The sequence below is a fragment of the Streptomyces sp. NRRL S-244 genome, from assembly GCF_000717915.1.
Taxonomy (GTDB): Bacteria; Actinomycetota; Actinomycetes; order Streptomycetales; family Streptomycetaceae; genus Streptomyces.
In genome coordinates this window covers 59,093-71,826 of sequence record NZ_JOCX01000002.1, presented here as the reverse complement: position 1 = coordinate 71,826, position 12,734 = coordinate 59,093, and the positions used below count along the sequence as shown (strand labels likewise).

General features: G+C 72.4%; 15 protein-coding genes. 7 read left to right on the top strand and 8 right to left on the bottom strand.

Annotated features, from left to right (window positions below; genetic code table 11):
* Nucleotides 1-116 precede the first annotated feature (116 nt).
* From IF02_RS36050 to IF02_RS0102605, 3 genes are all read right to left on the bottom strand, one after another.
* Nucleotides 117-212 (bottom strand): Ms4533A family Cys-rich leader peptide, encoded by a 96-nt coding sequence (locus IF02_RS36050; RefSeq protein WP_311318607.1) that lies wholly within the window; start codon nt 210-212, stop codon nt 117-119.
* A 69-nt stretch (nt 213-281) separates the two neighbouring features.
* The gene (locus tag IF02_RS0102610) at nt 282-1,790 is read right to left on the bottom strand and encodes a DUF3152 domain-containing protein (RefSeq protein ID WP_030153474.1); all 1,509 of its coding nucleotides are present in this window, start codon (nt 1,788-1,790) and stop codon (nt 282-284) included.
* A 5-nt stretch (nt 1,791-1,795) separates the two neighbouring features.
* Nucleotides 1,796-2,821: an alpha/beta fold hydrolase gene (locus tag IF02_RS0102605; protein WP_030153472.1), complete on the bottom strand. Its 1,026-nt coding sequence runs from the start codon at nt 2,819-2,821 to the stop codon at nt 1,796-1,798.
* A gap of 162 nt (nt 2,822-2,983) precedes the next feature.
* Here IF02_RS0102605 and IF02_RS0102600 point away from each other — a divergent pair, with 162 nt between their 5' ends.
* The 4 genes from IF02_RS0102600 (at nt 2,984) to IF02_RS0102585 (ending at nt 4,847) form a co-directional block, all read left to right on the top strand.
* Nucleotides 2,984-3,199 (top strand): hypothetical protein, encoded by a 216-nt coding sequence (locus tag IF02_RS0102600; RefSeq protein ID WP_030153470.1) that lies wholly within the window; start codon nt 2,984-2,986, stop codon nt 3,197-3,199.
* 137 nt (nt 3,200-3,336) lie between these two features.
* Complete coding sequence (locus IF02_RS0102595; protein ID WP_030153469.1) at nt 3,337-3,993, top strand: TetR/AcrR family transcriptional regulator; 657 nt, start codon at nt 3,337-3,339, stop codon at nt 3,991-3,993.
* 191 nt (nt 3,994-4,184) lie between these two features.
* On the top strand, nt 4,185-4,412 hold the full coding sequence (locus IF02_RS0102590; RefSeq protein ID WP_030153467.1) for a DUF3107 domain-containing protein: 228 nt from the start codon (nt 4,185-4,187) through the stop codon (nt 4,410-4,412).
* A 132-nt stretch (nt 4,413-4,544) separates the two neighbouring features.
* Nucleotides 4,545-4,847, top strand: a complete 303-nt coding sequence (locus IF02_RS0102585; RefSeq protein ID WP_199809161.1) for a hypothetical protein — start codon at nt 4,545-4,547, stop codon at nt 4,845-4,847.
* A gap of 126 nt (nt 4,848-4,973) precedes the next feature.
* Here IF02_RS0102585 and IF02_RS0102580 read toward each other — a convergent pair whose 3' ends face one another.
* Nucleotides 4,974-5,732, bottom strand: coding sequence for a ferritin-like fold-containing protein (locus IF02_RS0102580; protein ID WP_030153463.1), 759 nt, complete (start codon nt 5,730-5,732; stop codon nt 4,974-4,976).
* Nucleotides 5,733-6,037: 305 nt separating this feature from the next.
* Between IF02_RS0102580 and IF02_RS0102575 the strand changes: the two genes are divergently transcribed.
* The 3 genes from IF02_RS0102575 to IF02_RS35060 all read left to right on the top strand — a co-directional run bounded on the left by IF02_RS0102575 (nt 6,038) and on the right by IF02_RS35060 (nt 9,509).
* Complete coding sequence (locus tag IF02_RS0102575) at nt 6,038-8,284, top strand: DEAD/DEAH box helicase (protein WP_234318066.1); 2,247 nt, start codon at nt 6,038-6,040, stop codon at nt 8,282-8,284.
* Nucleotides 8,285-8,402: 118 nt separating this feature from the next.
* A complete protein-coding gene (locus IF02_RS0102570; RefSeq protein ID WP_030153459.1) occupies nt 8,403-9,260 on the top strand; it encodes an alpha/beta fold hydrolase in 858 nt (285 codons plus the stop codon).
* A 96-nt stretch (nt 9,261-9,356) separates the two neighbouring features.
* Nucleotides 9,357-9,509 carry a hypothetical protein gene (locus IF02_RS35060; RefSeq protein WP_166663124.1) on the top strand — a complete coding sequence of 51 codons (153 nt, stop codon included), beginning with the start codon at nt 9,357-9,359 and terminating at the stop codon, nt 9,507-9,509.
* A 91-nt stretch (nt 9,510-9,600) separates the two neighbouring features.
* On the opposite strand, the gene IF02_RS0102560 is transcribed toward IF02_RS35060, so the two are convergent.
* From IF02_RS0102560 to IF02_RS0102545, 4 genes are all read right to left on the bottom strand, one after another.
* On the bottom strand, nt 9,601-10,206 hold the full coding sequence (locus IF02_RS0102560) for a MarC family protein (protein ID WP_030153458.1): 606 nt from the start codon (nt 10,204-10,206) through the stop codon (nt 9,601-9,603).
* An 81-nt stretch (nt 10,207-10,287) separates the two neighbouring features.
* Entirely contained in the window at nt 10,288-11,154 is an 867-nt protein-coding gene (locus IF02_RS0102555) for a PHP domain-containing protein (RefSeq protein ID WP_030153456.1), read from the bottom strand.
* A gap of 133 nt (nt 11,155-11,287) precedes the next feature.
* Nucleotides 11,288-11,929 (bottom strand): DUF6758 family protein, encoded by a 642-nt coding sequence (locus tag IF02_RS0102550; RefSeq protein WP_030153455.1) that lies wholly within the window; start codon nt 11,927-11,929, stop codon nt 11,288-11,290.
* A 75-nt stretch (nt 11,930-12,004) separates the two neighbouring features.
* The gene (locus IF02_RS0102545; protein ID WP_030153453.1) at nt 12,005-12,589 is read right to left on the bottom strand and encodes a suppressor of fused domain protein; all 585 of its coding nucleotides are present in this window, start codon (nt 12,587-12,589) and stop codon (nt 12,005-12,007) included.
* Nucleotides 12,590-12,734 lie beyond the last annotated feature (145 nt).

The window sequence follows — 12,734 nt, the reverse complement described above, 5'->3', positions numbered from 1 at the left end:
TGCATGGCTGCATGCCGGTGGCCGGTGGAATGAGAAAGCCGCGCCCGCGGGCATGGATGCACCCGGGCGCGGCGAGGGAAGCGAAAAGGAGAAGTCGCGGCGCGATCGGGTGGGCGTCAGCGACAGAGGATGTCGGCCACGCTGTGCGCGGTCACACCAAGCAGCGCCAGCTCAATGGCGGCGCTCGCGGCGGTGGTGTGGCGGTGCGACATGCGGAGAACAATTACCGATCATCGGACAAGTTGTCAACGCGGTATCGCGCCATTCACCACCCTTTCCCGTCAACTCCCCGGGAACACCCAGGGGTTGGGCTTGCACTGGATCCCGCCGATGTCGAGGGACTTCGTCTGCTGCTGCATGATCGGCGCGAGCGCTCCCGGGGTCTGGCAGTTCACGTGCCCGTGCCCGAGCCGGTGGCCGACCTCGTGGTTGATGAGCATCTGCCGGTACGCGAACATCTGGTCCGCGCCGTACGTCGCCGAGCCCTGCGCCCAGCGGAACGCGTTGATCATGACCCGTTCGGTGGACGCGGAGTCGCAGCTGACGTTGTCGACGGTGGTGTCCAGATCGGACTTCGCGCACCACACGCCGGTGGTGCCGGGGCTGGCCAGCGTGATGACGAAGTCGGCCTCGCCGCCCGGCACCCGCTCGAAGGTCTTCGTCCCGCCGTGGCCCCAGCTGCGGTCGTCGTTGAGGGTGCGGTGGACGGCCTCGGCGAACAGCTGCGCGTCCAGGCCGAGCCCCTGCTCGACGTCGACCCGGTAGCGGATCTTCTTGCCCTTGCCGGGCGCCGGCGCCACCCCGGGGACGGTGTCGAAGGTGCCGGGCCCCTTCAGTTTCTCGTCGATGGGCAGTTGCTGGGCCATCTTCTGCTCGTACGACAGCTCCACCGCCGGCGCGGCCGGCGCGGCGGACGCCGCCGGGGTCGCCCGGCCGTCGGAGCGGGACGCGGCGGACTTGCCGGGCTCGGCGCGCTTCTGGGTGTCGCCGGCGGAGCGTGCGGTGGGCGAGGAGGTGCTGTCGCCGTCGCTGGCCATCTGCACGGCGACGACGACGGCGAGCGCGGTGGTGAGGGCCGCCGCGGCCATCCCGGTGTACGTACGGGCCTTCCGCCCGCGCCCGGAGGCGGGCGGCTCCTCGTCGGGAGCGGTGGGAGCGGTGGGCCCGGCCGGCGCGAGCGGCTCGGCGGGAGCGGCCGGGGCCGCGGCCGCCGCGGCCATCGGCGCACGCGGCCCCGGCACCAGGCGCTGCGCTCCGGTGGAGGTCAGGGGGTCGGGCGCGGCCGCGGGCTGCGGGATGGTCACCTGCGGGAAGCCGACCGCGGGGGTGCCGAAGGCCGGGGTGTCACTGTCCAGCACGGTGGCGGCCGACGCGTTGTACGGGGACTGCCGCGCCCGCGGTACGCCGCGCCAGTCCCCGTACACCGCGTCGGACCCCGCGCCCCACGCGCCGCCGGGCTCGCGCTGCTCGGGGTGGCCGCCGCGCGGCTCCTCGTACGCGGGGTACCCGCCGGAGGGCCACTGCTCTTCGTACGGCCGGTTCCCGTTGCCGTACGCGCGCTGCTCCCCGTAAGGGCGGCGCTCCTCGAAGACCGACTGCTCCGCGTACGGGGCCTGCTCCTCGTACCGGGCCTGCTCCTCGTACGGCGGGTACTCCTCGTACGGCAGGCGCTCCGCGTACGGGGCCCGCTCCTCGTACGGGAACGCCTGCGCGGGCTCCGCCTCCGGTGCCGGCTCCGGGCGGACAGGGGCGGGGGCCGGAGCGGGCCCCTTGCGACTATGTCGTCCCACGGTCCTCAGCCTCTGCCGTCTTCGGTGTCCCGGATGCCCGGCGTATCGCGCGTGTCACGCGTGTCGTACGTGTCCGGGTCGGTGTCGTGCAGCAGCTCCCGGAAGGCCTGCGCCACCAGCTCCGGGTACTCCATCATCGCCACGTGCCCGGCCTCGGGCAGGGTCAGGAGCCGCGAACCCCGGAAGGCCGCAGCCGCCTTGCGCGCCATACGGTACGAGACCAGTTGGTCCCGGCCACCGTAGACCAGCAGGGTCGGGGCGAGCACCCGCTGCGCCTGGCGCCACAGCCCGTGCTGGCCGCCGAGGGTGTACGCGTCGACGATGCCGCGCGAGGAGCGGGTCATCGCGTCCCAGAAGTACGGCAGGGCCATCCGCCGCTCCATCTCCGCGACGGCGTGCGCGAAGCCCTCCTGCGACACCCGGGAGGGGTCCCCGTAGCAGAGGGCCGTCACCCCGCGGGTGCGCTCCTCGGCGCTCAGCCCGCGGGTGAGCCGGCCGACCAGCGAGGCCATCCCGGGTACGGCGAGCAGGGCGGTCGGCACGGCCGACTTCTGCACGCGCAGCTCGGGCAGCGCGGGCGAGATCAGCGTGAGCGTGCGCACCAGGTCGGGGCGGACGGCCGCGACGCGGGTGGAGACGGCGCCGCCGAGGGAGTTCCCGAAGAGGTGGACGGGGCCGCGGTCGGCGGCGTCGAGGTGCCGGATGACAGCGCGGGCCAGCGCCGTGACCGAGTAGTCCCGGTCGGCGGGCGGCGGGGACCAGCCGAAGCCGGGCAGGTCGAGGGCCTCGCCGTCGACGCTGTCCTCCAGCTGTGCCATGAGGTCCGTCCAGTTCGTCGACGAACCGCCGAGTCCGTGCACGAACAGCGCGGGCGGCAGACCCGTGCGCAGCGGGGGCCGGGACCGGACGGCGAGCTCCAGTCCGGGCAGCACCGCGGTGCGCAGTTGCTCCCCCTCGGCGACGTGGACGGCTCCCACCTGGGGGGACGCTTCGGATGCGGATCGCACACCCGGCAGCTCGGTCGAAGACATGCGGCCAATGTTACGAGACGATCACGTCCGGACTCTTGTGTTCGGCGTCACAGATGCTTGGGGATCCGCGTAGCGGGGTATCCGCGATCCTCCTACGCTCATAGATGAGGCAGGCCACCGACGAGGCAGGCCCAGGAGGGGCGAGGGAAGAAGGGGATCCACATGACCGTCGACCCCGCGGAGCCGGAAACCTTCCAGGAGCGCTTCCCGGAGACCCTCGACGCCGAGGCGCCCGAGGCCGATGCGGCGGAACAGCTGGCCGAGTTGCAGCCGGACGACGACGACCGGGTCACCGGGGTGGACCGCGACGAAGCCGCGGACGGGGACGCCGCCGAGCAGGCGCGGGTGGTGACCCTGGACGAGGACGACTACCGCTGACCAGCGTCTCCGGGCAGTCCGTACACGGTCCGCACAGCGAGAAAACTCGGCTTGGACCCTACAGATTCGGTTACCGAAAAGTACGATGGCCGCGCGGCGCATGGCGCACTGTGTTCTGAGAGAAAGTGGGAGGCGGCGTGACAGCCATCGAGCAGACGGAGGCAGCGCGTCCCCGGGGCACGCGACTGCCGCGCCGAGCCCGACGCAATCAGCTCCTGGGCGCGGCCCAGGAGGTCTTCGTCGCGCAGGGTTACCACGCGGCCGCGATGGACGACATCGCGGAGCGGGCCGGCGTCAGCAAGCCCGTGCTGTACCAGCACTTCCCGGGCAAGCTCGACCTCTACCTGGCGCTGCTGGACCAGCACTGCGAGGCCCTGCTGCTCGCCGTGCGCACGGCGCTCGCGTCGACGACGGACAACAAGCTGCGCGTGGCCGCGACCATGGACGCCTACTTCGCGTACGTGGAGGACGAGGGCGGCGCGTTCCGGCTGGTCTTCGAGTCCGACCTGACGAACGAGCCGGCGGTGCGCGAGCGCGTCGACCGCGTCTCGCTCCAGTGCGCCGAGGCCATCTCCGACGTCATCGCCGAGGACACCGGCCTGTCCAAGGACGAGTCGATGCTGCTGGCCGTGGGCCTGGGCGGGGTCTCGCAGGTCGTCGCCCGGTACTGGCTCTCCAGCGAGAGCCCGGTCGCCCGGGACACGGCGGTGGGCCTGCTGACCTCGCTGGCCTGGCGCGGCATCGCCGGCTTCCCGCTGCACGGCACGGAGGGCGGCCAGGCACCGCAGGCCTGACCGGGCGCGCGGGCGGCGCGGGCCTGACCGGGCGGCGCGGGCCTGACCTCGGCACGACCGGGGGCGCCTGACCCGCCGGTGTTCGCTGCGAGCGTGTCCGGAGCGCCGCATCCGGGTCCCCTCTCCGGGCTAATGTGGTCCGGGTACGGCGCGGCTGATCGCGCACAACCGACCATCGGAGGGACAAAGCCGTGGAGGTCAAGATCGGCGTGCAGCACGCACCCCGGGAGATCGTGCTGGAGAGCGACTTGAGCGCCGAGGAGCTGGAGCGCATCGTCACCGCCGCGCTGACCGGTTCGGAGCCGCTGCTGAGCCTCACCGACAACAAGGGCCGCAAGGTCCTGGTGCCGGCCGACCGCCTGTCGTACGTCGACCTGGGCGAGCCGAGCGTGCGCAAGGTCGGATTCGGCGCGCTCTGACGCATCGCGACCGGCATTCGGAAGAACTGGGTGAAACGGCCCGGTGGTTGATTCCACCGGGCCGTTTCCCTTTCCTCCGCTTCGGGTAGGACCGCAGTGAACCGGTTTGCCCCTGACCTGCGGGAGACCCCCATGCTGCTGTTGGAAGCGCTCGGCTCCGCCCTCCTGGGCCTCGCCCTTGCCGGAGTGGCCCTGCGAGTGCTGGCCCGGCGGCTGCCGTCCCCGAGGATGGTGCTGGTCAGCGGGGTCCTGGGCGCCCTCTTCGGGGCGTACCTGACACAGTTCGCGCTCGGCCCGGGGCACAACACGCTCTTCGCGACCCTGGTCGGCTCGGTGCTGGTGTCCGCGGTGGTGCTGTCGCTGCTGCTGCGCCCGGGCACGGGAGCCCGGCGCTCATCCCGCAGGGCTCCGTTTTCGCTCCCCTCGCAGGGCTGACCGGCCCTCCGGCCGGGCCCGTGCGCCCGGCCGCACCCGTACTACGTCACCTCGTACGTCGGCCCCGGCGCGGGATTCCGCGCCGGGGCCGACGTACGAGCAGGTGAGGACCGGCAGGTAAAACGATCAGGCGGCGAGGCCCAGTGCGGCCATGCGCTTGGTGTGCGCCTTGGTGATCCGGGTGAACATCTCGCCGACGGCCGCCAGGTCGAAGCCGGCCGCCATCCCGTCCACACCGCCCACCAGCATCGTGGAGAGCGCGTCGCGCTCGGCGACCACGCGCTGCGCCTGCGAGAGCGCCTCGCCCATCAGCCGGCGGGCCCACAGCGCGAGCCGGCCGCCGCAGCGCGGGTCGGCCTCGATGGCGGCGCGCACCTTCTCGACGGCGAAGCCGCCGTGGCCGGTGTCGTCGAGCACGCTCACGACGAGGGCGCGGGTGTCGGTGTCCAGGTGGGTGGCGACCTCGCGGTAGAAGTCGCTGGCGATGGAGTCGCCGACGTAGGCCTTGACCAGGCCCTCCAGCCAGTCCGAGGGCGCGGTCTGGCGGTGGAAGTCGTCGACGCCCTTGGCGAAGGGCTCCATGGCGGCGGTGGGCTCGGCGTCGATCGCCGCGAGGCGGTCGCGCAGCCGCTCGAAGTGGTGGAACTCCGCGGAGGCCATCTTCGCGAGCTCGGCCTTGTCGTCGAGGGTGGGCGCGAGCTTCGCGTCCTCCGCCAGGCGCTCGAAGGCCGCGAGCTCTCCGTACGCGAGCGCTCCCAGCAGGTCCACGACGGCTGCCCGGTACTGCGGCGAGGCGGAGGCGGTGACCCAGTCCTGGGCGGCGATCCCGGTCGCCTCGGCGCCGGCGCTGTCGTCGGAGGGCGATGCGTTTTCAACGGTCGACATGCTCCGCACAATAGCCCGCCGGAACCCCGCTCAAGGCACCGCATCAGGTCACTACGGGTCCGCCTAAACGCGACTACCAGGTGAATTCACCCGACACACCTGCGCGATTCCGGGGTACAGTGGTAATGCGCCTGCCGGATACTCGGCGGGCCATCCGAATGAGGATGCCCGGTCGGTGGCCCGATCGGCTCCACCCGACCGCCCTCGGCGTGATGCGTACGTCCATGCGTACGACCTCTCCACGAGGGGCCCCCTCAGCGGCACAAGCGCTTGAGCGAAGGCCAGTGGTCCCGCGCAGCTTCGTAATGGCTCTCCCGATTTCTGGGAGGGCGCAGTACTGCAAGCCAGGCACGGTACGACCCCCCTCGCCGCCTCGCGCCGCGTCTCACAGAAGAGGCAGCACCCTGACTACGTTCCGAGACCTCGGGATCTTTCCCGAGACGGCCGAAGCCCTTGAGGCCGTCGGCATTGTGTCCCCCTTCCCGATCCAGGAGATGACCCTCCCCGTCGCCCTTTCCGGCACGGACGTCATCGGCCAGGCCAAGACCGGAACCGGCAAGACGCTCGGTTTCGGCCTTCCGCTGCTGGAGCGGGTCGTCGTCCCCGCGGACGTCGAGGCCGGCCGGGCAACGCCCGAGCAGCTGACCGACGCCCCGCAGGCCCTCGTCGTCGTCCCGACGCGCGAGCTGTGCACCCAGGTCACCAACGACCTGCTGACCGCGGGCAAGGTCCGCAACGTCCGCGTCCTCGCCATATACGGCGGCCGCGCGTACGAGCCGCAGGTCGAGGCGCTCAAGAAGGGCGTCGACGTGATCGTCGGCACCCCGGGCCGCCTGCTCGACCTGGCCGGCCAGCGCAAGCTCGACCTGTCGCACGTCAAGGCCCTCGTCCTGGACGAGGCCGACGAGATGCTCGACCTGGGCTTCCTGCCCGACGTCGAGAAGATCATCAACTACCTGCCGCCGAAGCGTCAGACCATGCTGTTCTCGGCGACCATGCCGGGCGCGGTCATCGGCCTGGCCCGCCGGTACATGACGCAGCCGACGCACATCCGCGCCACCTCGCCCGAGGGCGAGGGCGTGACCGTCGCCAACATCAAGCAGCACGTCTTCCGTGCGCACAACATGGACAAGCCGGAGCTGGTCTCCCGCATCCTGCAGGCCGAGGGCCGCGGGCTGGCCATGATCTTCTGCCGTACCAAGCGCACGGCGGCCGACATCGCCGAGCAGCTGGAGAAGCGCGGCTTCGCGTCCGGCGCCGTCCACGGCGACCTGGGCCAGGGTGCGCGCGAGCAGGCGCTGCGCGCGTTCCGCAACGGCAAGGTCGACGTCCTGGTGTGCACCGACGTCGCCGCGCGCGGCATCGACGTCGAGGGTGTCACCCACGTCATCAACTACCAGACGCCGGAAGACGAGAAGACCTTCCTGCACCGCGTGGGCCGCACCGGCCGCGCGGGCAACAAGGGCACCGCCGTCACCCTGGTCGACTGGGACGACATCCCGCGCTGGCAGCTGATCAACAAGGCGCTGGAGCTGGACTTCCACGACCCGGTCGAGACGTACTCCACGTCTGCGCACCTGTTCGAGGAGCTGCACATCCCGGCCGGCACCAAGGGCATCCTGCCGCGCGCCGAGCGCGTGCGGGCCGGCCTGAAGGCCGAGGAGCTCGAGGACCTGGGCGAGACCGGCGGCCGCGGTGGCCGTGGCGGTCGCGGTGACCGCGGTCCGGCCGCCGCCGCTCCGGTCGAGGAGCGTGAGGCCCGGACGCGCACCCCGCGCCAGCGCCGCCGTACGCGGGGCGGTGCCGATCTCGGCGCCGAGGCCGCTGCCGTGACGCCGGTGGCCGAGGCCCCCGAGGCCCCGGCCGGCGACGAGGCCCGCAAGCCGCGGCGCCGCCGGACGCGTTCGGTGACCACCGCTGCTGCCGCGGCCGCCGCCGTGGCCGAGGCGGCCCCGGTCGCTCCGGTCGTCGAGGCCGCCCCCGTCGCCGTCGCCGTCGCCGAGGCTCCGGCCGAGGAGGCCCCGGTCAAGGCCCGCCGTACCCGCACCCGCAAGGTCGCGGAGGCCCCGGTCTTCGCGGAGCCGGAGTTCCAGCAGGCCGAGCCCGTCAAGGCCGAGCCGGTCAAGACCGAGCCGGTCCGGGCCCGCCGGGTCCCGACCCAGAAGCCCGTCCTCGCCCAGGTGACCCCGATCGCCGAGGCTCCGGCCGCGGAGACCGTGGTCAAGGCCCGCCGGACCCGGACCCGCAAGGTCGTCGACGCGGCCCCGGAGCCGGACTTCCAGGTGGCCCCGCCCGTGGAGCCCCCGGTCAAGGTCCGCCGCAGCGCGCCCACCACGCGGACCCGCAAGGCCGCGGTGGCCGCTCCGGCCGCCGAGGCCGTCGCGGTGACCGAGGAGGCCGCGGCCAAGCCGAAGCGCACCCGGACCCGCAAGGCCGCCGCTGCCGTCGTCGAGGCTCCGGCGGCGCCGGTGGCCGAGGAGGCCCCCGCGAAGCCGAAGCGCACGCGGACCCGCAAGGCCGTCGCTCCCGCCGCGGAGACCACGGAGGCCTGATCCCCGCTGCGCCGTCCGGTGGCCCGGTCCCCTTCCGAGGGGTCCGGGCCACCGGCGTGTCCGGGCCGTACACACCGCCCCTACGCGCCGGTAACCTCGGGCCGGTAGCCTCTGGCCCATGAGCAAGCCGCCCCGCCTCACGCTGCCCTCCGGTGCCCGCGCGTACCTCCTGTCCACCGCCCGCGGCGATTTCGCCGTGCACGAGGCCGGCGAGCCGGTCCGCGGCACCGCCCTGCTGGTCCCCGGGTTCACGGGCAGCAAGGAGGACTTCATCGGCCTCCTGGAACCGCTGGCCGCCGCCGGGTACCGGGTGCTCGCGGTCGACGGGCGGGGGCAGCACGAGAGCCCCGGCCCGCGCGAGGAGTCGGCGTACGCGCTGGCGGAGCTCGCGCAGGACGTACTCGCCCAGGCCGCCGCCGTGGACGGGGGTCCGGTCCACCTGGTCGGCCACTCGCTGGGCGGGCTGATCGCGCGGGCCGCCGTGATGCGCGACTCGGCGCCCTTCGCCTCCCTCACGCTGATGAGCAGCGGGCCGGCCGCGATCGCCGAGGACCAGCAGGAGCGTACGAAGCTGCTGGTCGCCGCGTTGGAGGCGATGCGCGAGGACATGCCCGGCGTCTGGACGGCGATGCGGTCCTTCGACCCCGAGGACGCGGTGCCCGACTCCCCCGAGCTCGCCGAGTTCCTGCGCGGGCGGTGGCTGGCCACGGTGCCCGAGCAGCTGATCTCCACGGGCCGGATCCTGGTCTCCGAGCCGGACCGGGTGGACGGGCTGAGCGCCGTGGAGCTGCCGAAGCTGGTGCTGTCCGGCGAGGTCGACTACGCGTGGCCGGTCCCGCTGATGGACGAGATGACACGGCGACTGGGTGCGGCCCGGGTGATCGTGGCGGGTACCGAGCACTCCCCCAATGCGGAGAATCCGCAGGTCACGGCGGGTGCACTGGCCTCGTTCTGGGACGCACACCCGCAAGGTTAGTTAGCGAGTGAAAAAATTTCTTTAGCGTAGGGAATGTTTGCCTCTTACACTTCGTTGGAACAGTGCAAGGAGAACACTGACGAAGGGAGAAGCCCCATGCGCTTCGAGATTCTGCGCCTGGACGATGTCGACGGATCTGCCGTGGACAGCACCGTCGTGGACGCGGCCTCCGTCAACCGGATCGTGCAGCAGGCGGCCGCCGTAGGCCAGCGCATTCTGATCCGACCGGCCGAGAGTGCGTCCTCCTGACGCTTCCGCACCATCCGCACAAAGACGTCGACGCCCCCGCACCGATCCGGTGCGGGGGCGTTCGCGTGCGCGGGGGCAGGCCGGACGGCGGTCAGGCCGTGTGGATGACCTGGAGCACGCCGTTGATGATCTGCTGGACGGCGATCGCGGAGAGCATCATGCCGGCGAGGCGCGTCACGAGGACGACGCCGCCGTCCTTGATGACCCGGATGATCACCAGCGAGTAGCGCATGGCGGTCCACAGCACGAGGTGCATGGCGATGATCGCCAGCCAGACCGAGACCTGCCCGCTGACCCCGTCCGCCTTCTGCACGGCGAGGATGACGGAGACGATCGCACCGGGACCGGCGAGCAGCGGCATGCCGAGCGGCACGAGGGCGACGTTCACGTCCTTGGTCTGCTTGGGCTCGTCGTTCTTGCCGGTGAGCAGGTCGAGCGCGATGAGCAGGAGCAGCAGACCGCCCGCGATCATCAGCGCGGGGACGGAGACGTGCAGGTAGTCCAGGATCTGCTGGCCGCAGATGCCGAAGACGGCGATGACGCCGAAGGCCACGCAGACGGCCTGCCAGGCCATGCGGCGCTGCACCTTGGCGGGTCGGCCCGAGGTCAGGGCGAGGAAGATCGGCGTGATCCCCGGGGGGTCCATAATCACGAAAAGCGTGAGAAATAGGGATCCGAAGACGGCGAAGTCGAACACAGTGATGCCTTGCAGGAGAGAGGGGTGTTTCGAAGAAAGGAAGAAGGGGCGTGCAGGCGCGCTCGCGCGCCGGTTGGCGCGTTACGCGCCGGTCGCTCCGCCGGCGCCCGGAACGGGGAAGGCCCCCGTCGCGCGGCGCGTGATCTCGCCGTAGATCTCGGGGTCGGTCGTGTACTCCCCGAGGCGGCACGTCTTGCGGCTGCCGTGGTAGTCGCTGGACCCGGTCGTGAGGAGTCCGAGCTCGCCGGCCAGGGCGCGCAGCCGCCCGCGCGTGTCGGTGTCGTGGTCCATGTGGTCCACCTCGATGCCGTCCAGGCCGGCGGACGCGAGCTCGGCTATCGCGGACTCGGGGACGCACCGGCCGCGCTTGACGGCGGCGGGGTGGGCGAAGACGGTGACCCCTCCGGCCGCCTTGACCAGGCGGATGGCGTCGAAGGGGTCGAGCTCGTGCTTCTCGGCGTGCGCGCGGCCGCCGTCGGCGATCCAGTCCTTCGTGAACGCGTCGGACACGGTGGGGACGACGCCGAGCTCGACGAGCGCGGTGGCGATGTGCGGCCGCCCGACGGAGCCTTCGCCGGCGATCCGGGCCACCTGCTCCCAGGTGACGTCGACGCCGAGCTCCCGGAGCTTGGCGATCATGGCGTGGGCGCGCGGGGTGCGGTCGTCGCGGACGAGCTCCCGCTCACGGGCGAGCTCGGGCTCCTCGGGGTCGAAGAGGTATGCGAGCAGGTGCATCCCGATGCCGTCGAGCCGGCAGGAGAGCTCCATGCCGGTGACGAGGGTGAGCCCCTGCGGCAGTGCGGCGAGGGCTTCGGCGTATCCCCCGACGGTGTCGTGGTCGGTCAGCGCGACCACGTCCAGCCCGGCGGCGGCCGCGTTACGGACCAGCTCTGCCGGGGTGTCGGTCCCGTCGGAGGCCGTGGAGTGGGCGTGCAGATCGATGCGCACGGCCGGTGCTCCAGGGGTCTCGCGGGTACGGGGGGACACCCCAGGATAACGCCCGCCCGCCGTCCGGGCGCCACGCCACCCGCCGCCCGGCCCCGCCACGGGCCCGCGGGGCGAGGGGGTCGGGGGGATCCGGCTACGGACCGAGGACGCGCGGGCTCAGCGCGCCGCACGGCAGGAGTTCGACCTCGGAGCCCGCGTCCCGCAGGTCCGTCAGCACCAGTTCGTCGTACATCAGCAGGCCCGACTGCTCCGGCCAGACGACGGCCCACAGCCACAGCCCGCGCGCCTCGCCGGCGAACACGGCCCGGTCGTCGGGGGCTCCCTTCACGTGCCACAGCGGTGTCGGGCGGCCCGCCGCGACGACCTTCACGTGCGGCGGCGTCGAGACGTCCATGTACGTGCCGGGGTCGGGTCCGTCGATGCCCGCGTACCGCGCGCCGAGGCCGACCCCCAACTCCTCCGCGACCAGGAGCAGCTCGCCGATCCCGCCGAGCGGACCGGGACCCGAGCAGGCCACCGCCGTCGCCCGGCCCCCGCTGCGGTCGTCACCGGCCGCCGCCACTCCGGTGAACAGCCACCCCACCGGCAGCGGCCACGGCATCCACACCGGCACCTTCGCCCGGTTCACCACCACGCCCAGCCCTTCGACGCTGGGCGGGATGACGGGCTGCAAGGGGTGCACCGTGCCATGCACCGCGCACTGCCACGAATCGGAGAAGAGCCCGGGCGCCCTGACCCGGCCACCGCACTTCGGGCAAGTTGGTTCGCCCCTCATAAGAAGCCACGCTCCTCCCCGCCCGGCGCCCCGTCAAGACACGATCACCCGTCCGGATGCCCCGGTCCGGATGTCTCAGTCCAGCGGCACAGCGGTACGAAGAGGATCCCGCAGATCCGTGCCGTGCGACAGCCAGCGTTCCTGGAGGGCCGCCGCGCCGTGCACCCGCTTCCAGGCGGCCTCGTTCGCCGTCATCGGCAGGAGCGGGAGGAAGTGCACCGGGTCCATGGGCTCGTCGAGTTCCAGGTCCTCCACCAGTCCGCCGGGCTCCGCGACGAGTACGGAGGTGAACGGCGCCCCGTCCCACAGCGGCGCGCCCACGTCGAGCGAGGCGCCGGGGGCCACGACCAGTCCCTCCACCTGCGGCGCGGCCCCCAGCACCGCGAGCGGCCGCAGCAGCTTGTCGGTGGGCGCGAGTCCCGCCCGTACGGTCAGCACGAGCTCGGCGCGCGGCCCGCGCAGCGGGTCGGCGACCACGGCGGTCGGGTCGGTCATCGGATGCGCGGACATGCCGAGGGTCGCGTACCGCACGAGGTCCCCCTCGGCGAAGCGGAGCACTTCGATGCGGTCGGTGCCGAGGAAGGTGACGGCGGCGCGGGCGTCGGGTTCGCCGAGCGCGCTGCGCAGCCGGGCTTCGACGAGAGCCAGAATTTGTGCCATGAACCGAGCATAGAACTCGTATGAGGCGGGTAAAGGGCGGGTCTTGACCATCCGTCGGCTGATAATGTTGACCGCTGGTCGGGGCCACACTCTTGAAGAGCTGTTTCGGGGCAGCCGACGACAGGACGTCCTCCACGGAGGACCG

Bases quoted from the DNA above. Each gene is read 5' to 3' on its own strand.
- IF02_RS0102570 (WP_030153459.1), top strand. From the start codon at position 8,403: ATGAGCAAGCCGCCCCGCCTCACGCTGCCCTCCGGTGCCCGCGCGTAC.
- IF02_RS0102580 (WP_030153463.1), bottom strand. From the start codon at position 5,732: ATGTCGACCGTTGAAAACGCATCGCCCTCCGACGACAGCGCCGGCGCC.
- IF02_RS35060 (WP_166663124.1), top strand. From the start codon at position 9,357: ATGCGCTTCGAGATTCTGCGCCTGGACGATGTCGACGGATCTGCCGTG.
- IF02_RS0102575 (WP_234318066.1), top strand. From the start codon at position 6,038: ATGGCTCTCCCGATTTCTGGGAGGGCGCAGTACTGCAAGCCAGGCACG.
- IF02_RS0102585 (WP_199809161.1), top strand. From the start codon at position 4,545: ATGCTGCTGTTGGAAGCGCTCGGCTCCGCCCTCCTGGGCCTCGCCCTT.
- IF02_RS36050 (WP_311318607.1), bottom strand. From the start codon at position 212: ATGTCGCACCGCCACACCACCGCCGCGAGCGCCGCCATTGAGCTGGCG.
- IF02_RS0102550 (WP_030153455.1), bottom strand. From the start codon at position 11,929: ATGAGGGGCGAACCAACTTGCCCGAAGTGCGGTGGCCGGGTCAGGGCG.
- IF02_RS0102600 (WP_030153470.1), top strand. From the start codon at position 2,984: ATGACCGTCGACCCCGCGGAGCCGGAAACCTTCCAGGAGCGCTTCCCG.
- IF02_RS0102605 (WP_030153472.1), bottom strand. From the start codon at position 2,821: ATGTCTTCGACCGAGCTGCCGGGTGTGCGATCCGCATCCGAAGCGTCC.
- IF02_RS0102545 (WP_030153453.1), bottom strand. From the start codon at position 12,589: ATGGCACAAATTCTGGCTCTCGTCGAAGCCCGGCTGCGCAGCGCGCTC.